The sequence below is a fragment of the Streptomyces sp. NPDC021562 genome, assembly GCF_040640875.1.
Lineage (GTDB): Bacteria > Actinomycetota > Actinomycetes > Streptomycetales > Streptomycetaceae > Streptomyces.
The window spans coordinates 75,771-92,963 of sequence record NZ_JBFACN010000010.1 but is presented as its reverse complement, the minus strand read 5'-3'; the positions used below and the strand labels follow the sequence as shown (position 1 = coordinate 92,963).

The window sequence follows — 17,193 nt, the reverse complement described above, 5'->3', positions numbered from 1 at the left end:
GCCGGAGAGTCTGCCCCGTCTGCCCATCCCGTCTCCCCACCCCGTCCGCCCCGCCCGGCGCTCACTCCTCGAACAGCGCCTCCTGTTCGCCCTCCTTCGCCCGCTGCACCCGCTTGTTCCGGGCGCCGATCACCAGGGCCGTCGCCGCCGCGGTCACGCCCAGCGCCGCCGGGACCATCCAGCCCCGGTCGAGGACATGGCCGAGGGCGTGGTCCAGGGAGAGCCGGCCGGGGCCCGTGACGGCGAGGCCCGCCGCGGTCAGGCCCAGGGAGGCCGCGTACTCGTAGCCGCCCTCCTGGGCGAAGAAGCCGTTCGGCATGTGCAGCGCGGCGGCGCCCGCCATCGCGCCGGCCGCCGCGGCACCCGCCGCCGGGGTCGCCAGGCCCAGCGCCAGCAGCGTCCCGCCGCCCGCCTCCGCGAGCCCTGCCGCCACCGCGCTCTGCTTGCCGGGCGCGTACCCGACCGACTCCATGAACTGGCCGGTGCCCGAGATCCCGCCTCCGCCGAACCAACCGAGCAGTTTCTGCGCGCCGTGCGCGGCCAGCACCCCGCCGGTGCCCAGCCGGAGCAGCAGCAGCCCCACATCACGTCGGTCGTAGCAGGTCACGGTGACTCCCATCGGCGGCAACGGATCACGGGTTTCCACCGTCGCACCCGCCACACCCGAACGACCCGTCCGCGAGGCCGTTCGGGTGGCGGCCCCGGCCGCGAGGGCCCCGGCCGCGAGGGCCCCGGCCGCGAGGGCCCCGGCCGCGAGGCCCCTGACCGTGAGGGCGACGACCGCAAGGACTACGAGGGCGACGACCGCAAGGACTACGGGGGCGACGACTGCACGGCCGACGACCACGAGGACGACGACCGCGAGGCCGACGACTGCATGGCCCACGATCGCGAGGCCGACGACCGCGAGGCCGCTGCGAGGGCTTCCGGGATCTGCTCACCCCGGGCGCGGCCGTGGCGGACGACGGCGCGGACAGACCCGGGCAGGCCCGGCCGGTGGGCCCCCGGCGGCCCACCCGACGGCCCACCCGGCGGGCAACGCCCTTGCCTTGGCGTGCACTTCAACTCCTAGCGTCCACCCCATGGAAACCGACAGCACCACCAGGACCCTGGGACGTTCCGGCATCCGCGTCAGTGCGCTCGGCTTCGGCTGCTGGGCCATCGGCGGCGAGTGGCAGGACGCCGACGGGCAGCCGCTCGGCTGGGGCAAGGTCGACGACGACGAGTCCGTACGGGCCGTGCGCCGCGCCCTCGACCTCGGCGTCACCTTCTTCGACACCGCCGACACCTACGGCGCCGGGCACAGCGAGCGCGTCCTCGGCCGCGCACTCGGCAAGCACCGGGACGAGGTGGTCGTCGCCACCAAGTGGGGCAACGTCTTCGACGAGGAGACCCGCACCCTCACCGGCGCCGACGACTCCCCGGCGTACGTCCGCCGCGCCCTCACCGCCTCGCTGCGCCGCCTCGGCACCGACCACGTCGACCTCTACCAGCTGCACCTGTCCGACGCCGACCCGGCACGCGCCGCCGAACTCCGCGACGTGTGCGAGGAGTTGGTGGGGGAGGGGCTCATCCGCGGCTACGGCTGGAGCACCGACGACCCCGACCGTGCCGCCGTCTTCGCCGAGGGGCCGCACTGCACGGCCGTGCAGCACACCCTCAACGTGCTCCAGGACGCACCGCGACTGGTGGCCCTGGCCGAGGAGCTGCGGCTCGCCGCGATCAACCGCAGCCCGCTGGCCATGGGGCTGCTCGGCGGCCGGCGGGCCGCGGCCGGCGCCGGGGACATCCGCAGCAGGCCGCCGACCTGGCTGCCCGGGTTCGGGGACGGGACCGGTGCCGACGCCGCCTGGGTGGAGCGGGTCGAGGCCGTGCGGTCCGTGCTCACCAGTGAGGGCCGGACCCTGGCCCAGGGCGCCCTCGCCTGGATCTGGGCGCGCAGCCCGCGCACGGTCCCCATCCCCGGCTTCCGGTCCGTCGCCCAGGCCGAGGAGAACGCCGGCGCGCTCGCGAAGGGGCCGCTCACCGAGGCCCAGCTGGCCGAGATCGACCGGCTGCTCGGACGGTGAGCGGCCCCGGGGGGAAGGCGTCGGTGCGGGCGTCAGCAGACCTGACCGCCCGTCAGCGGCCCTGACCGCCGCCGTGCTGCCGCACGCGCACTCAGGGCTGCTGCCCGTACGCGGCCTGCTGCGGCTCGCCGTACCGCGCCGTCTGCTGGGGCTCGCCGTCCCCCGCCGTCTGCTGCGGCTCGCCGTACCGCGCCGTCTGCCGCGGCTCGCCGTACCCCGTCCCCTGCCGCGCGAGGCGTTGGTCGCCGCCCTGCTCGGTGAGGGTGATCCGGCCGGCCTCGATGGTGGCCAGGCGCGGGGCGCGGCGGGCGATGGAGGAGTCGTGGGTGACCATGACGAAGGTCAGCCCGTACTCGTGCCACAGGCCCTCCAGCAGGGCCATGATGTCGTCGCGGGTGCCCTCGTCGAGGTTGCCGGTGGGCTCGTCCGCGAGCAGCACCTTCGGCTTCTTCACCAGCGCGCGGGCGATCGCGACACGCTGCTGCTGGCCGCCGGACAGCTCGGAGGGCGCGTGCCCGAGCCGCTCGCCGAGGCCCACCGAGCGCAGCGCCTCGGCGGCCCGCTCCCGGCGCTCGGCGGGCCTGACGCCGAGCGGTACGAGGGCCGTCTCCACGTTCTCCTGCGCGGTCAGCGTCGGGATGAGGTTGAACGACTGGAAGATGATGCCGATCTTCTCGGCGCGCAGCCGGGTCAGCTTGGTCTCGCTGATCCGGGCGAGGTCCTCACCGTCCAGTTCGACACTGCCCTCGGTGGGGCGGTCGAGGCCGCCGATCATCTGGAGCAGGGTGGACTTGCCGCCGCCGGTGGGGCCCTGGATGACGAGCTGGTCGCCGTCCTCGATGGTCAGGTCGATGCCGCGCAGCGCCTCGACCGTCTCCTTCCCTCGTGTATAGCGCTTGGTGACACCGGTGAGTCTGTACATGGGTTCTCCACAGAGTGGTAAGGCCGCAGGTGGTAAGCCGCAGGGAGGAAGGGGGTGGGGCGCCGCGTCCCGGGGGGAACGGAGGCGGCGCCCCGGCTCGGGGAGTCCCGGTGCTACGAGACGCTGCGCAGGGCGTCCGCCGGGCGCATCCGGGAGGCGCGCCAGCCGCCCATGGCGCCGGCGATCAGACCGCCGGTGACCGCGAGGCCGACCGCGAGGGCGATGGTGGTGAGGGAGACCGGCGCGGTCAGCGCGATCTCCAGGGTGTTCTGGGTGGACTGCTGACCGGGGCCGCCGCCGCCCGGGCCGCCGCCCATGCCGCCCCCGCCGCCGGTGGCGCCCAGCTGGGCGGTGAGCTTCGGGCTGACCGCGGTGACCGCGTAGGCCGCGCCGACGCCGATCACGATGCCGAGGGCGCCGCCGATCAGGCCGTTCACCATGGACTCGCCGACCACCTGGCGGGTCACCTTGCGGCTCGGCCAGCCGAGGGCCTTCAGGGTGCCGAACTCACGCACCCGGCGGGAGACCGCGGAGGAGGTCAGCAGGGCCGCGACCAGGAAGGCCGCCGCGAGGACCGCGAGGGAGAGCCACTTGCCGACGCTGGTCGCGAGGCTGGAGGCGGTGGAGAGGGATCCGGAGACGGTGGACGCCAGGTCGGCGGAGGTGGTGACCGTCGTACCGGAGATGTTCGCCTGGATCTCCTTCTTCACGGTGGAGATCTGCTGGGAGTCGGTCGCCTTGACGTAGATCGTGGTGACCTCGTTCTTCGCGTCGCCGAGCGTCTGGGCGAGCTTCAGCGGGATGAACAGGTCGGTGGTGGACTCGCTGCTGTCCGGGGTGGCGATGCCGATGACCGTGAACTTGGTGCCGGAGATCGTGAAGGTCGAGCCGACCTTGTACTTCTTCTCCTTGGCGTACGACTTGCTGACCACCGCGACCTTCGCGGCGGTCCCCGAGGAGGTGAAGGTCCTGCCCGAAGTGATCTTCATCGAGGCCAGCGGGCCGAGGCCCTGGTGGGCCACGTCGACGCCGACCACCGAGTAGCTGTTGACGTTGAAGTTGGCGCCGCCTCCCTGGACCTGCGGCTGGCCCCCGCCCGAGCTGCCACTGCCGCCGCCCGGCTGCCCCTGGCCACCGCTGTTGCTGCCGCTGCCGCTGCCGGTGGTGGTCTTCGCCTTGCCCTGGGTGAAGGAGCCGTCGACCTTGGTGACGTCGAGGGAGAGCGCGCCGACCGCGCTCGCCACGCCCTTCTGCCCGGCGACCTTGGTGACCAGGGTGGACTTCAGGGCCTGACCGCCCTGCGTCATCACCCGGTCCGAGCTCTGCTTGGTGCTGCTGCTGGACTTGGCGCCGAACTTGAAGCTCGGACCGCCGGAACCGCCCGAGGCGGGCGCCGACCGGGCCTTGGTCACCGTCATGTCGGTGCCGAGGCCGTAGAGCGACTGGAGGACCTTGTCCTGAGCCTTGGACATACCGGCCGACACGGAGCTGACCGTGATGACCAGCGCGATACCGAGCGCCAGACCCAGTGCGATGACCAGGGCCGCCTTCTTTCTGCGGCCCAGCTCGCGCTTGAGATAGATGCCAAACATCCCGTTCCTCGAAGGTTCTTGGCGCCCGCTGTGGGCGCTGGCTCACGGTAGGGAGGAACCTTTGAGTCGTACTGAGTAAAAGATGTGTCAGGGCTGAGAAAACCGGCACTCTTATCGAACTTTCATAAGACAGCAAATTCCTTTCCGGGCGAGGGGGTCCTCCGGGGAATCCGCTGTTGGACGCGGTGTACGGTCCCGGGATGCGCGATTCCTCTCGGCTGACCCGGCGTGCCGCCCTCGGGCTGACGGCCGCTGCCCTGCCCGTCCTCTCGGCGACCCCGGCCTCCGCCACCACGGCGATAGGCGGCGAGCGGCTGGCACGCGGCGGCATTCAGGTGAGCGGCGCCACCGGCTTCCCCAGGAAGATCACCGCCCGGGCCTGGCTGCTGGCCGACTGCGAGAGCGGAGAGGTGCTCGCCTCGTACGCCGCGCACCGGCGCCTGCCGCCCGCCTCCACCCTGAAGATGCTGTTCGCGGACACCGTGCTGAAGAAGTTCGAGCGCAGCGGGCGCTACCAGGTCAAGGACTCCGACCTCGCCGACGTCCCGTCCGGCTCCAGCCTGGTCGGGATCAAGCCCGGCCTCACCTACACCGTCGAGCAGCTGTGGCAGGGCGTCTTCCTGCGCTCCGGCAACGACGCCGTGCACGTCCTTTCCCACATGAACGGCGGGATCGCGAAGACCGTCGCCGAGATGCAGGCCAAGGCGGTCGACCTGCAGGCCCTGGACACCCATGTGGTCAGCCCGGACGGCTTCGACCACCCGGGCCAGCTGTCGTCCGCCTACGACCTGACGCTCTTCGCCCGGCACGGGCTGAAGGACGCGGAGTTCCGGGGCTACTGCGGGACGAGGACCGCGAACTTCCCGGCGGGCGGCAAGAAGACCTTCCAGATCCAGAACACCGACCGCCTGCTCACCGGCGCCTGGGGACTGGACGTCTACAAGGGCCTGTTCGGCGTCAAGAACGGCTACACCAGTCACGCCGGCAACACCTTCACCGGCGGTGCCACCCGGGGCGGCCGCACCCTGCTGGTCACCGTCATGCATCCGGCCCCCGGCACCAACGCGGTGTACGAGGAGACCGCCGCGCTCCTCGACTGGGGCTTCGGCAACGGGAGTACGGCGCGGTCGGTGGGGGTGCTGGTCGATCCGCTGAGCGAGGGCGGGGCGAGGGCGGGCTCGTCCGCCTCCGACGGCAAGGGGGCCGCGGGGGCGGCCGGTACGGGGGCGGCCGCGTCGTCGTCCGGTCCTTCGCCGTGGCGGCTCGCGGAGGGCGGGGCTCTGACGCTGGGGCTGCTGGGTGCCGGGGGCTGGGCGCTGCGCCGACGCCGCGCGACGGCCGCCGCCGGTGCCGGTGCCGGCGCCGAGCCCCGTCGGCGCCGGCGCGCGAGGGCCGCCGCCGGGCCCGATGCGAACACCCGGCCCGACTCGAACGACGCGCAGCGGAGTTGACGTCTCGCGGCAGCCGTCCCACCCGCCGGTGCGTACCCGCGGTCCCACGCGGGTCCACCCCCACCCGGTCCGGTGGGACGGCTGCCGCCTCCCCCCTCGGGATGGTCGGCGGAACCCCAGAGCCCCAAGTGTGAAGTTCTGGTGGAGAAGAGTCGAGCATAGGCCTGTTACCGGCCGCAATACCGCGGAGGCGAGTATTCCGCTTGTGTGGATTGCGAAGGCCCTGGCTGAACGGCCGTTCAGCCCCGCCCCACGTACGGCATCGCCGTCGCCAGCACCGTCGCGAACTGCACGTTCGCCGACAGCGGCAGTTCGGCCATGTGCCGCACGGTGCGCGCCACGTCGGCCACGTCCATCACCGGTTCCGGGACGACCTCCCCGTTCGCCTGGAGCGCGCCGGTCTCCATCCGGGCCGTCATCTCGGTGGCCGCATTGCCGATGTCGATCTGCCCGACCGCGATCCCGTAGGGCCGCCCGTCCAGCGAGAGCGACTTGGTGAGCCCGGTCAGCGCGTGCTTGGTCGCGGTGTAGGCGACGGAGCGCGGGCGGGGCGTGTGCGCCGAGATCGACCCGTTGTTGATGATCCGGCCGCCCTGCGGGTCCTGCTCCTTCATCTGCCGGAAGGCGGCCTGCGCGCACAGGAACGCCCCGTTGAGGTTCGTGTCCACGACGTGCCGCCACGCGTCGTACGACAGGTCCTCGACGGCCACTCCGCCGGGCCCGAACGTCCCGGCGTTGTTGAACAGCAGGTCGATCCGCCCGAACCGGTCCACGGCCGCCGCGAACAGCCCGTCGACGTCCCGCTCCACCGCCACGTCCGTGCGGACGGCCAGGGCGGCGCCCTCGGGCACCAGCGCCGCGGTCGCCTTCAGCGTGTCCGGGCGGCGGCCGGCCAGCGCCACCGACCAGCCGGCCCTCAACAGCTCGACGGCGACGGCCCGCCCGATCCCCGAACCCGCACCGGTGACGACCGCGATCTTCGATTGCTTGGCATCCATGGGGCCGCACCCTACGGAGGGCGGCCGGGTCAGGTCACGCTTCCCCGGGGTAGCGCACCCCGATCTGCTCCCGGAGGGTGTCCAGGGTGCGCATGACCGCCAGGGTGCCGGTCAGCGGGACGAGCGGGGACTCCTTCTCGCCGGCCCGCAGGGCCCGCATGACCTCACGGGCCTCGTGGCGCAGGGTGTTGCGGGGGCCGTCGGCCGGGTCCATGGCGAACTCCTCCGGGTCGCGGCCGTCGCGGTGCAGGACGAAGCGCTCGGGGTGGAAGAAGCCGTCCGGAATGTCGATCCGGCCGTGCGAGCCGGTGATCGAGGCGCCGTTGCCGGTACCGCCGACGATGGAACAGTGCACCAGGGCGAGAGCGCCGCTCTCCCATGAGAGCAGCGCACCCGTCTGGAGATCGACGCCCTCCTCCGAGAGCACCGCTCGCGCCGACATCCCGTCCGGCTCCCCGAGCAGCAGGTGCGCGAACGACACCGGGTACACGCCCAGGTCGAGGAGCGCGCCCCCGCCCAGCGCCGGGTCCCGCAGCCGGTGGGCCGGCGGGAACGGCCCCTCCAGGCCGAAGTCCGCCTGCACGGTCCGCACCTCGCCGATCGCCCCGTCCCGGACCAGCGCCGTCAGCCGCCGCACCAGCGGGTTGCAGTACGTCCACATCGCCTCCATCAGGAAGCGGTCGTGCTCCTTCGCCAGCGCGACGAGTTCCTCGGCCTCCCGGCTGTTGACCGTGAACGCCTTCTCGCACAGCACGTTGCGCCCCGCCCGCAGGCAGAGCCCGGCGGCCGCCCGGTGCGCCGCGTGCGGAGTGGCGACGTACACGACGTCGACGTCCTCGTCCCGGGCCAGCGACTCCCAGTCGCCGTAGGCCCGCTCGATCCCGAACCGCTCCGCGAAGGCCCGCGCCGACTCCGGCGACCGCGAGGCGACCGCCGTGATCTCCGCGTCGGGCAGATCCACCAGGTCCGCCGCGAAGGCCGCCGCGATCCCGCCCGTCGCCAGGATCCCCCACCGCACACTCTGCTCAGCCATCCCGGCAGCCCCACCCTCGCTCATGTGTTTCCAGGCAGTCTGTACGAGCTGAGAGCATATGCGGGGGCCGACCGGGTCCAGCAAGAGCGGACCCGTACCGCGAGACCTACGCAGTGGGGGGACCATGCCCGAGCAGCCGGCGCCGACGACACCAGGCGCCCAGGACACCGCCGTATCCCGAGACACCGCGGCCGCGCCGCCCGCCGCCGCGCCGCCCGCCGCCGCGCCGCCCGCCGCCGCGCCGCCCTCCGCCGCGCCACCCGTCGCCCGCCGTGCCGGACTCCTCCTCGTCCTGGTCCTCGGCGGGCTCACCGCGACGCCCCCGCTGGCGATGGACATGTACCTCCCCTCGCTGCCCGAGGTCACCCGCTCCCTGCACGCCCCCGCCGCCACCGTCCAGCTCACCCTCACCGCCTGCCTCGCCGGCATGGCCCTGGGGCAGCTCGCCGTCGGCCCGATGAGCGACCGCTGGGGACGCCGCCGCCCGCTGCTGACAGGTCTCGCCGTCTACCTCGTCGCCACCGCCCTGTGCGCCGTCGCCCCCGACGTCGAGACCCTCGTCGCCCTCCGGCTCGCCCAGGGCCTCGCGGGCGCCGCGGGCATCGTCATCGCCCGGGCCGTCGTACGCGACCTGTACGACGGGGACGCCATGGCCCGCTTCTTCTCCACCCTGATGCTGGTCTCCGGGGCGGCCCCGATCGTGGCCCCGCTGATCGGCGGGCAGATCCTGCGGGTGACGGACTGGCGGGGTGTCTTCGTCGTCCTCACCGTCGTCGGAGCGGCGCTCGCCGCGCTGGTCCTCGTCAAGCTCCCCGAGACCCTGCCGCCCGCCGACCGGCACGCCGGGGGAGCGGCCGGGGCCGTGCGCGCGATGCGCGGCCTCCTCGCCGACCTCCCCTTCACCGGCTACATGCTCGCGGGCGGCTTCGCCTTCGCCGCCCTCTTCGCATACATAAGTGCCTCCCCGTTCGTCATCCAGGAGATCTACGGCGCCTCCCCGCAGACCTTCAGTCTGCTCTTCGGCCTCAACTCCGTCGGGCTGGTGATCGCCGGACAGGTCAACGGCAAGCTGCTGGTCGGCCGGGTCAGCCTGGACAAGGTGCTCGGCGTGGGCCTGGTGGTCACCGTCCTCGCCGCCACCGCCCTGCTGCTGATGTCCACCGGCGCCCTCGGCCCGGTCGGGCTCGCCCCCGTCGCCGCCGCCCTCTTCGTCCTGATGTCCGCGATGGGCGTCACCCTCCCCAACGCCCAGTCCCTCGCCCTGCTGCGCACCCGGCACGCCGCCGGTTCCGCGTCCGCGCTGCTCGGCACCACGTCGTTCCTGGTCGGCGCGGTCGCCTCGCCGCTGGTCGGGATCGCCGGGGAGAGAACCGCCGTGCCCATGGCGGTCGTCCAACTGGCGGGGGCACTGGTGGCACTGGCCTGCTTCATGGGAATGTGCCGTCCCTGGGACGCGCGGGCGAACACCCGTGCGGGAACGGAGAATGGGGGTGTCCCCGTTCGGGCGGAGCCGAGAAAGGCGGAAGAGCGCTGAGCGTGCCGAGACTGCGCGTCGAGACACCGGAACGGGCCGGTCTCGACCCAGCGGAACTCAGACACCTCGTCCGCGAGGTGCGCGACCTGACCACCGGGGAGCGGCCCTGGGCGGCGGGGGCCGTCGTGGTCGCCGGCCGCGGCCCCGTGATCGCCGTGCAGCAGGCCGCGGGCTGGGCCGTGCGCTGGTCCCGGTACGACCCCGAGACCGACGCGGGTGTCGAACTGCCGCCCGCCGACCGGGTCCCGATGACCGTCGACACCCCCTTCGACGTGGCCTCCCTCACCAAACTCTGCACCGCGGTCGCCGCCGTGCAGCAGCTGGAACGCGGCACCCTCGGCATCGACGCCCGCGTCGGCGCCTACCTCCCCGACTTCCACGCGGCCGCCGCCCACGGCATCACCGTCCGCCAGCTCCTCACCCACACCTCCGGCCTGCGCCCCGAACTCCCGCTGTACGACTGCCCGGACGCCGCCGCCCGCCTCGACCTGCTGCGTGCCGAGGCACCCAGCTCCCCGCCCGGCGTCCACCGCTACTCCGACCTGAACATGCTGCTGCTCCAGCACGTCCTGGAGCGCATCACCGGCCGCACCCTCGACGTCCTCGTGCGCGACGGCATCACCCGCCCGCTGGGGATGGCCGCCACCGACTTCGGGCCCTGCCCCGGCGCGGCGGCCACCGAGGACCAGCGGCGGCCGTGGGCCAAGGCGGACCGGGGGATGCTGCGCGGTGTCGTGCACGACGAGAACGCCTGGGCGCTGGGCGGGGTGGCCGGGCACGCGGGTCTGTTCGCCACCGCGCGCGACCTGGCGGTCTTCTGCCGCGCCCTGCTCGCCGGCGGCGCCTACGGACCGGCCCGCATCCTCGGCCCGGACTTCGTGGACCTGCTGCTGAGCCCGCCCGGACTGGGGTTCGTCGTCGACCAGCCGTGGTTCATGGGCGAACTGGCGGGGCGGGGCGCGGCCGGGCACACCGGGTTCACGGGGACGAGCCTCGTCCTCGACCGGGCCACGGACAGCTTCCTGGTCCTGCTGGCCAACACCGTGCACCCGGTGCGGCGGCCCGCGGACAGCGCACCCCGGGCCGCCGCGGCGACCCGCCTCGCCCGGGCTGTCCATACAATCGCCGGGTGAACCACCCCGCAGCGAACGACCTCGCGGCCCCGGCCGACCGGCTCCGTGCCACCCTCGGCCACCTCCTCGACGGCCTCCCGCCCCGGCAGGCCGCGGGCGCGGTCGACCGGCTGATCGCCAACTACCGCGGCGCCACCCCGACCGACGCACCGATCCTGCGGGACCGGGCCGACGTGGTGGCCTACGCGGCGTACCGGATGCCGGCGACCTTCGAGGCGGTACGGTCGGCGCTGGCCGAGTTCGCCGACGCGCTGCCGGAGGGCTGGGCGCCGGACAGCCACGTGGACGTCGGCGGCGGGACGGGCGCGGCCACCTGGGCGGTGACCGACACCTGGGCCGGGGTACGGCCGGTGACGGTCCTCGACTGGGCCGAGCCCGCGCTGGCCCTCGGCAGGGAGATCGCCGCGGCGAACCCGGCGCTGCGCCAGGCGTCGTGGCGGCGCTCCCGGATCGGAGCGGCGCTCACCATCGAGAGCACCGATCTGGTCACGGTGTCGTACGTCCTGAACGAACTCGACGAGGCGGACCGGGCCGCCCTCGTCACCGCCGCCGCGGCCGCCGCGCGGTCCGTGGTGATCGTCGAGGCCGGCACCCCGGCCGGCTACGCCCGGATCATCGAGGCCAGGGACCGCCTGGTCGCGGCCGGTTTCCGGATCGCCGCGCCCTGCCCGCACAGCGCCGCCTGCCCGATCGTCCCCGGCACGGACTGGTGCCACTTCTCCGCCCGGGTCAGCCGCTCCTCCCTGCACCGCCAGGTCAAGGGCGGCTCACTGCCCTACGAGGACGAGAAGTTCAGCTACGTCGCCGCCACCCGCCTGCCGGCCGACCCCGCCCCGGCCCGGGTGGTGCGCCGGCCCCAGATCCGCAAGGGCCAGGTCCTGCTCGACCTGTGCGAGCCCGACGAGCAGCTGCGCCGGACGACGGTCACCAAACGCCACGGCGACCTGTACCGGGCGGCACGGGACGCGGACTGGGGAGACCCGTGGCCGCCGGGAGACCGGAAGGAGTGACGGTGTGACGGGCGTGAGGCCCTCTAACGGCCGTGAGTCGACATTCGGCTCGCGATGCCTTCTCACCTCCGCGAGGCCCGCCCAGGCCGTGGGGCCTTCTCACTCCGGCGAAGGGTGCCGCGGGCGTGAAGCCCTCTAACCTCCGCGAGATCCGCCGCGGGCGTGAGCCCCTGTAACCCCCGCAAACCCCCCTCACCACCGCAATGCGCTCCCGCCCCCCGTACCCCCCTTCACGCCCAGATGGGACCATAAGGCATGCTGTCGGGACCACAGCGAGGCGAGGGCGATAGATGAGCGCGACGTTCGGCGGTCGGAGTGGTCGGAGCGGTCGGCAGGGCAAACTCTCCCAGTGGCTGCTCGGACGCCGCCCGAAGGAGACAGCCGCCGCCGACGACACCCGTGAGGACCTGCTGCTCGCCGCCGCCGCGGCCGGCCTCCCGCTGGCCCCCGCCGCCCACCCCGCCCCCGGCTACGGCTGCTCCTGCGACCGCGTGGGCTGTCCGACCCCCGCCCGGCACCCGGTGTCGTTCGCCTGGCAGACGCAGTCCACCACCGACCGCGCCCAGATCGAACGCTGGGCCCGGCACCAGCCGCAGGCCAACTTCATCACCGCGACCGGCATGACCCACGACGTCCTGGACGTCCCGCTGGAAGCCGGCCGGCAGGCGCTGGAGCGGCTGCTCGCGAGCGGTGTGGAGGTCGGCCCGGTCGCCGAGAGCGACGACGGCCGCATGCTGTTCTTCACCCTCACCCGCGGCACCCCCGAGGACGAGGACGAGTGGTGGCCGTGCGAGCTGGACTGCCACCCCGAGACCATGGACGAGCACCCCGGGCTGCGCTGGCACTGCCGGGGGTCGTACGTCCTGGTGCCGCCCGCCCGCCTGCCCGGCGACGACGACCGGCGCGTGCACTGGGTACGCGGCCCCGAGCACGCGCTGCCCGACCCGCTGAGCCTGCTGGAGACCCTCACCGACGCCTGTGCCCGGCACGCGGGGGAGGAGCCCGGTCAGGCGGCGGCCGCCTGGCCGCAGCGGCGCTGACCGCTGCGGCGCTGACCGTGCCTCCCGGGCTCCCGAGGCGGCCCCTCGGCGGAGTTCAGGACCCCTGTGCGGACGTCAGCCCCTGGATGCGCCCGAGGACCGACACCTTCCCGGTGCCCGCCGGGTCCAGGGCCACCTGGTTGGAGACGAACTGCATCGTCAGCGACTGCTTGATCTCCCCCTTGGTGAGCGCCTTGACGTCCTGGTTCTGGACCGGCACCGCGGTGCCCGCGGCGGCGGTCTGCTTGGCGTAGTAGCGGGTGGCGAAGAACACCAGTGCCCCGCCGTCGGCGGTGCGCAGCGCGAGCGGGGCGTAGTCGCCGCCGGTGAGCGGCTCGTCGATGTACTGGGTGGCGAGCCCCGGCTTGGTCGACTTCCTGCGGTCCGTCCGCCAGCCGCTGGTGTGCGCGCCGGCCGCGAAGACCCCACCGCCGCTCTTCAGGTACGTGACGTAGTCCTGGCCCAGGTCGCCCGGCGGGACGGCGAGCCGGGTGCTGTTCGCCGGTACGGCCTCGGCCCAGCCGTCCTTGTCGGTCGGGAACTTCGGCACGTCGCCCGGGGCGACCAGCGTCAGATACGCCACCTGGAACGGTTCGGAGAGGCTGTCGCGGGTGAAGACCAGCAGCCAGCGGTCGTCGCCGCCCTTGTTGCCGTGCGCGTCGGCGAGGAACCAGCGGGGCCAGCCCGCCTTCTTGGGGATGGTGTAGGTGACGTCGTCGAACTCCAGCGCGGAGTGGCCGGAGTTGCCGCCGGGGCTGTTGACGTGCCCGGCCTTCAGACGCGCGGAGTCGATGTCGGCGAGGGCGCCGGTCGTGCGGTCCGCGTCCAGGGAACCGTCGTACGCCTTGTCGGCCTTGTTGTACGCGTCCGTGAACTGCCGCAGCGCCTTCGCCGCTTCGGCGCGGGTGGTGGTGGGGAGCACCTCGCGCTCCCCGTGCACCACCACGCACCCGCTCGCCGTCAGTGACAGGACGGTCAGCGAGACCGCCAGGAGCGCCTTCCGGTCACGCCCGCGGAGCCGTCGAGGGCCGCGACCCCTGGTCGTCAGGTGCGTCATGAGGTGCCTTCACCTTCCCCTTCCCGGAGGCGAACCCTACCGGGGCGAAGAAGAGGACGAGCGTGGGGACCAGGTACAGCAGCCACACCGTGACCTGGAGCACGGTCGGGTCGGGCTGGAAGTTGAACACGCCCTTGAGCAGCGTCCCGTACCAGCTGTCCGGCGGGATGGTGCCGCTGATGTCGAAGGCCTGGTTCGTCAGCCCCGGGATCCAGTCGGCCTCCTGGAGGTCGTGGAAGCCGTACGCCAGCACGCCCGCCGCCACCACGACCAGCATGCCGCCGGTCCAGGTGAAGAACCTCGCCAGGTTGATCTTCAGGGCGCCCCGGTAGAAGAGCCAGCCGAGGAACACGGCGGTGGCCAGGCCGAGCGCCACGCCGATCAGCGGGCGCGGGGTGCCGTCGCTGGCCGCGTGCACGGACGCCCACACGAACAGCGCGGTCTCCAGGCCCTCCCGGCCCACGGCGAGGAACGCGGTGGCGACCAGCGCGCCGGTGCCCATCGCGAGGGCCGCGTCGAGCTTGCCGTGCAGCTCCGACTTCAGGTGCCGGGCGGTGCGCCGCATCCAGAACACCATCCACGTCACCAGGCCGACCGCGATGACGGACAGCGACCCGCCGAGCGCCTCCTGCGCCTCGAACGTGAGCTCCTGGGAGCCGAATTCGAGCGCACACCCGAAGCCCATGGCGATGAGCACGGCCACGCCGATACCGGTCCAGATCGGCTTCAGGGCGTCCGTCCGCCCGGTCTTGACCAGGTAGGCGATGAGGATGCAGACGACGAGCGAGGCCTCCAGGCCCTCCCGCAGACCGATCAGGTAGTTGGAGAACACGGATCACGCCCCCTTGGCGGAATCGGAAGACCCGGAAGCGGAAGCCCCGGCGGACCCGGAAGCCCCGGCGGACCCGGAAGCCCCGGAGGACCCCGCGGACCCGGAGAACAGCGTCCGGCCCCACCAGTCGTCCTCGTCCCGGACGCCGGGCGGGACCGCGAAGACCGCCGAACCCACGTGCTGGATGTAGTCGTTGAGCGCGTCGGAGGCGGACAGCTTGCGCTGCAACGGGATGAACCCCTTGCGCACGTCACGCATGTAGGCGAGGAAGAACAGCCCGGCGTCCAGCCGCCCGAGCCCGTCGGTGCCGTCGGTGAACGAGTAGCCCCGGCGCAGGATGGTGATCCCGCCGTTGGAGTCGGGGTGCGCGAGGCGCACGTGGGCGTCGGGCTTCATCGCCTTCAGGAACGGCTCGTCGTGCTCCTTGGCCTTGCCGACCGGTGCGCCTTCGCCCTTGTCCCGCCCGAACACGTCCTCCTGCTCCTGGAGCGAAGCGCGGTCCCAGGTCTCGATGTTCATGCGGATGCGCCGGGCGACCAGGTACGACCCCCCGGTCATCCAGGCCGGGCCGTCCCCCTCCGCCGCCCAGACGAACTTGTCCAGCCGGTCGGTCTCGGTGCCCGCGATGTTGCGGGTGCCGTCCTTGAATCCCATGAGGTTGCGCGGGGTCTGGGCGTCCGGGGTGGTCGACGAGGTCTTCCCGAAGCCGAGTTGGGACCAGCGGACGGCGACCTTGCCGAAGCCGATCCGGGCGAGGTTGCGGATGGCGTGCACGGCGACCTGCGGATCGTCGGCGCAGGCCTGGACGCACAGGTCGCCGCCGGTCCGGGCCCTGTCGAGGTTGTCCCCGGGGAACTTCGGCAGGTCCACGAGGGCGGCCGGCCGCTGCCCGGCGAGCCCGAACTTCTCGAACAGGGAGGGGCCGAAGCCGATCGTCAGCGTCAGCCGGGACGGCTGGAGCCCGAGCGCCTCACCGGTGTCGTCCGGCGGCGCCTCGGCGAGTCCGCCGTACGCCCCCTCGCCGACCGCCTTCCCGGCGGTCATCCGGCGGGCCGCCGCGGTCCAGTCCTTCAGCAACTGGACGAACGCGTCCCGGTCGTCGGTCTTCACGTCGAACGCGGCGAAGTGCAGCCGGTCCTGGACGGGCGTGGCGATACCGGCCTGGTGGGCGCCGTGGAACTCCACCGCGCCCCCGCTCCCGGCGGTGCTCGCCGGGGCCGTGTCCTGGCCGGCCTCGGCCACCGCCACCGCGCCCCCGGCCACCGCCGCGCCGAGCGCGAGCCCGGCACCGCCCCAGCCGATGAGCGCCCGTCGTGAGGGGTTCGTCTTCTCGGTCGTCATCTCCGGCCCCTTACTTGACGACGGCCGCGGCGAGCTTGGACAGCGGCTCGGCGAGGGCGTTGACCGCGTCGGACAGCTCCTTGCGCTGATCCTTGGTGACCTTGTCGTAGGAGACGAAGTCGTAGGACGTCTTGTCGGACCGGTACGTGTCGAGCAGCGTGTCCAGGGCGGCGAACTGCCGGTCGAGTTCGGCGGTCAGGGCCCGGTCGTTCTTCGTGGCGACCGGCTTGAGCAGCTCGTAGGCCTTCTGGGCGCCCTCGACGTTGGCCTTGAAGTCGACCAGGTCGGTGTGGGAGTAGCGGTCCTCCTCGCCGGTGACCTTGCCGGTGGCGACCTCGTCGAGCAGCTCCTTGGCGCCGTTGGCCATGGAGGTCGGGGTGATCTCGGCCTTGCCGACCCGCTTCTGCCAGTCGGTCAGGTCGGCGACGAGCTGGTCGGCGAGCGCCGCCTCCGTGGCGCCGGTCTTCTTGTCGGCCCACAGGGACTTCTCGAGCCGGTGCCAGCCGGTCCACTTCTGGCCCTCTTCCAGGCCGTCGGCACGGGTGTCGGTCTTCGGGTCGATGTCACCGAAGGACTCGGCGATCGGCTCGGTGCGCTCCCAGCCGAGCCGCGAGGGGGAGTACGCCTTCCGGGCGGCGTCCAGGTCCCCGGCCTTGACGGCGTCGGCGAAGGTCCGTGCGAGCGGCACGGTGGCGTCGGCCTGCTCCTGGGCGTACGCGCGGTAGTCGGCGACGGCCTTGTCGAGCGCCGGGTCGCGCTTGGCGACCGTGCCGGAGCCGGTGACGGTGAGCTTCTGCCGGATGCCGTGCCCCTTCATCCCGGGCCGGCAGGCTATCTCGTACGACCCGGCCTTCACCTCGGCGGTCAGCGTGTACTTGGTCCCCGGTCCGATGTTCTCCTTCTCGGAGACGATCCGGTCGTCGGGGAAGAGGATCTCGACCTCGGTGGCCCTGGAGCCCTTGTTCTCGATGGCGAGGGTGACGTGGCCGGCGGGGACCGACGTCGCCGAGGTCTCGCAGGTGGAGTCGGCGGCGGTCACCCGGATCGCGTCACTGCCCTTGGCGTCGCTCTTCGCCGTGCAGGCCGCGAGGGCGGTCAGAGCCGCCGCGGTGGCGGCGGCGGTGACGGTGAGTCGGACGGCACGCATGCAGGCTCCCGGCGAGACGGTGTGGTGAGGCTGC

At 73.2% G+C, this 17,193-nt stretch carries 14 protein-coding genes and 1 pseudogene; 6 read left to right on the top strand and 9 right to left on the bottom strand.

The annotated features are described in order from the left end of the window. Positions 1–61: 61 nt before the first annotated feature. Positions 62–607, bottom strand: a complete 546-nt coding sequence (locus AB0G52_RS17425; RefSeq protein ID WP_132887020.1) for a DoxX family membrane protein — start codon at positions 605–607, stop codon at positions 62–64. A gap of 475 nt (positions 608–1,082) precedes the next feature. Here AB0G52_RS17425 and AB0G52_RS17420 point away from each other — a divergent pair, with 475 nt between their 5' ends. Continuing rightward, positions 1,083–2,069 (top strand): aldo/keto reductase, encoded by a 987-nt coding sequence (locus tag AB0G52_RS17420; RefSeq protein WP_361337174.1) that lies wholly within the window; start codon positions 1,083–1,085, stop codon positions 2,067–2,069. A 247-nt stretch (positions 2,070–2,316) separates the two neighbouring features. Here the strand turns inward: AB0G52_RS17420 and AB0G52_RS17415 are convergent. Together AB0G52_RS17415 and AB0G52_RS17410 are read right to left on the bottom strand one after the other, a co-directional pair. Continuing rightward, a pseudogene (locus tag AB0G52_RS17415) lies at positions 2,317–2,991 on the bottom strand (ABC transporter ATP-binding protein); the annotation flags it as partial. Positions 2,992–3,104: 113 nt separating this feature from the next. After that, a complete protein-coding gene (locus tag AB0G52_RS17410) occupies positions 3,105–4,583 on the bottom strand; it encodes an ABC transporter permease (RefSeq protein ID WP_361337173.1) in 1,479 nt (492 codons plus the stop codon). A gap of 200 nt (positions 4,584–4,783) precedes the next feature. Between AB0G52_RS17410 and AB0G52_RS17405 the strand changes: the two genes are divergently transcribed. Beyond that, positions 4,784–6,034 (top strand): serine hydrolase, encoded by a 1,251-nt coding sequence (locus AB0G52_RS17405; protein WP_132886461.1) that lies wholly within the window; start codon positions 4,784–4,786, stop codon positions 6,032–6,034. 239 nt (positions 6,035–6,273) lie between these two features. Here AB0G52_RS17405 and AB0G52_RS17400 read toward each other — a convergent pair whose 3' ends face one another. Next, positions 6,274–7,032 (bottom strand): SDR family oxidoreductase, encoded by a 759-nt coding sequence (locus AB0G52_RS17400; protein ID WP_361337172.1) that lies wholly within the window; start codon positions 7,030–7,032, stop codon positions 6,274–6,276. Between the two features lie 34 nt (positions 7,033–7,066). Continuing rightward, positions 7,067–8,065, bottom strand: coding sequence for a Gfo/Idh/MocA family oxidoreductase (locus AB0G52_RS17395; RefSeq protein ID WP_207921610.1), 999 nt, complete (start codon positions 8,063–8,065; stop codon positions 7,067–7,069). A gap of 124 nt (positions 8,066–8,189) precedes the next feature. On the opposite strand from AB0G52_RS17395, the gene AB0G52_RS17390 reads away from it, so the two are divergent. From AB0G52_RS17390 to AB0G52_RS17375, 4 genes are all read left to right on the top strand, one after another. Then, the gene (locus AB0G52_RS17390; protein ID WP_361337171.1) at positions 8,190–9,599 is read left to right on the top strand and encodes a multidrug effflux MFS transporter; all 1,410 of its coding nucleotides are present in this window, start codon (positions 8,190–8,192) and stop codon (positions 9,597–9,599) included. Then, complete coding sequence (locus AB0G52_RS17385) at positions 9,596–10,732, top strand: serine hydrolase domain-containing protein (RefSeq protein WP_361337266.1); 1,137 nt, start codon at positions 9,596–9,598, stop codon at positions 10,730–10,732. The genes AB0G52_RS17390 and AB0G52_RS17385 overlap by 4 nt, the downstream gene beginning before the upstream one ends. After that, positions 10,729–11,742, top strand: coding sequence for a small ribosomal subunit Rsm22 family protein (locus tag AB0G52_RS17380; protein ID WP_361337170.1), 1,014 nt, complete (start codon positions 10,729–10,731; stop codon positions 11,740–11,742). Before AB0G52_RS17385 ends, AB0G52_RS17380 begins: the two co-directional genes overlap by 4 nt. 290 nt (positions 11,743–12,032) lie before the next feature. Then, positions 12,033–12,782 carry a bifunctional DNA primase/polymerase gene (locus tag AB0G52_RS17375; protein ID WP_132886456.1) on the top strand — a complete coding sequence of 250 codons (750 nt, stop codon included), beginning with the start codon at positions 12,033–12,035 and terminating at the stop codon, positions 12,780–12,782. A gap of 55 nt (positions 12,783–12,837) precedes the next feature. Here AB0G52_RS17375 and AB0G52_RS17370 read toward each other — a convergent pair whose 3' ends face one another. From AB0G52_RS17370 to efeO, 4 genes are read right to left on the bottom strand one after another with little or no spacing between them, the layout of a single operon-like run. Continuing rightward, positions 12,838–13,839 carry a hypothetical protein gene (locus AB0G52_RS17370; RefSeq protein WP_361337169.1) on the bottom strand — a complete coding sequence of 334 codons (1,002 nt, stop codon included), beginning with the start codon at positions 13,837–13,839 and terminating at the stop codon, positions 12,838–12,840. After that, a complete protein-coding gene (gene efeU / locus AB0G52_RS17365) occupies positions 13,787–14,671 on the bottom strand; it encodes an iron uptake transporter permease EfeU (protein WP_361337168.1) in 885 nt (294 codons plus the stop codon). The genes AB0G52_RS17370 and efeU overlap by 53 nt, the downstream gene beginning before the upstream one ends. Positions 14,672–14,674: 3 nt before the next feature. Beyond that, the gene (gene efeB, locus AB0G52_RS17360) at positions 14,675–16,012 is read right to left on the bottom strand and encodes an iron uptake transporter deferrochelatase/peroxidase subunit (protein ID WP_361337167.1); all 1,338 of its coding nucleotides are present in this window, start codon (positions 16,010–16,012) and stop codon (positions 14,675–14,677) included. A 10-nt stretch (positions 16,013–16,022) separates the two neighbouring features. Beyond that, positions 16,023–17,159: an iron uptake system protein EfeO gene (efeO, locus tag AB0G52_RS17355; protein WP_361337166.1), complete on the bottom strand. Its 1,137-nt coding sequence runs from the start codon at positions 17,157–17,159 to the stop codon at positions 16,023–16,025. Positions 17,160–17,193 lie beyond the last annotated feature (34 nt).

What these genes read in the sequence shown, in the direction of transcription:
- AB0G52_RS17410 (WP_361337173.1), bottom strand. Translation starts at nt 4,583, where the DNA reads ATGTTTGGCATCTATCTCAAGCGCGAGCTGGGCCGCAGAAAGAAGGCG.
- AB0G52_RS17390 (WP_361337171.1), top strand. Translation starts at nt 8,190, where the DNA reads ATGCCCGAGCAGCCGGCGCCGACGACACCAGGCGCCCAGGACACCGCC.
- AB0G52_RS17375 (WP_132886456.1), top strand. Translation starts at nt 12,033, where the DNA reads ATGAGCGCGACGTTCGGCGGTCGGAGTGGTCGGAGCGGTCGGCAGGGC.
- AB0G52_RS17405 (WP_132886461.1), top strand. Translation starts at nt 4,784, where the DNA reads ATGCGCGATTCCTCTCGGCTGACCCGGCGTGCCGCCCTCGGGCTGACG.
- efeB (WP_361337167.1), bottom strand. Translation starts at nt 16,012, where the DNA reads ATGACGACCGAGAAGACGAACCCCTCACGACGGGCGCTCATCGGCTGG.
- AB0G52_RS17400 (WP_361337172.1), bottom strand. Translation starts at nt 7,032, where the DNA reads ATGGATGCCAAGCAATCGAAGATCGCGGTCGTCACCGGTGCGGGTTCG.
- efeO (WP_361337166.1), bottom strand. Translation starts at nt 17,159, where the DNA reads ATGCGTGCCGTCCGACTCACCGTCACCGCCGCCGCCACCGCGGCGGCT.
- AB0G52_RS17370 (WP_361337169.1), bottom strand. Translation starts at nt 13,839, where the DNA reads ATGACGCACCTGACGACCAGGGGTCGCGGCCCTCGACGGCTCCGCGGG.
- AB0G52_RS17420 (WP_361337174.1), top strand. Translation starts at nt 1,083, where the DNA reads ATGGAAACCGACAGCACCACCAGGACCCTGGGACGTTCCGGCATCCGC.
- AB0G52_RS17395 (WP_207921610.1), bottom strand. Translation starts at nt 8,065, where the DNA reads ATGGCTGAGCAGAGTGTGCGGTGGGGGATCCTGGCGACGGGCGGGATC.